Genomic DNA, 424 nt, shown 5'->3' with positions numbered 1-424 from the left:
ACCTGTTGCCGCTTAATAAAACGGTGATCTTGCTCAATCAGATTATTGCGATATTTGGAGCACTGATGCACACCTTTGTGCAGATAGCCTTCCCTAGTAAGTTTTTTAATTGCCTTCAGGGTCGCTCCGTACTGATCAGTCACTAATCGATGTGGAAGACCATAGGTCTTTAAAAGGCGTTTGATAAAATGATAGGCCGAGTTAAAGTCACGCTTCTTGCGCAGTTGAAAATCAAGCGTAAGACCTTGATCATCAATAGCACGGTAGAGGTAATTCCATTGATCTTTGATCTTGATATAGGTCTCATCCATACGCCAACTTTTGGAAGTGCGCCGATGGCGCTTACTCCATAGAGCCCGCATAATCGGTGAGTAATGTTGTACCCAACGCATGAGGGTTGTGTGATGCACGAAAATACCACGGT

At 44.1% G+C, this 424-nt stretch carries 1 protein-coding gene; it reads right to left on the bottom strand.

The annotated features are described in order from the left end of the window. Window positions 1-424: IS6 family transposase (locus FC18_RS09790; protein ID WP_056976181.1), on the bottom strand; the 424-nt coding region annotated here is incomplete at both ends.

The sequence above is a fragment of the Lacticaseibacillus sharpeae JCM 1186 = DSM 20505 genome, assembly GCF_001436225.1.
Taxonomy (GTDB): domain Bacteria; phylum Bacillota; class Bacilli; order Lactobacillales; family Lactobacillaceae; genus Lacticaseibacillus; species Lacticaseibacillus sharpeae.
The sequence above is the reverse complement of the archived record's forward strand: the minus strand, read 5'-3'. Positions and strand labels throughout refer to the sequence as shown.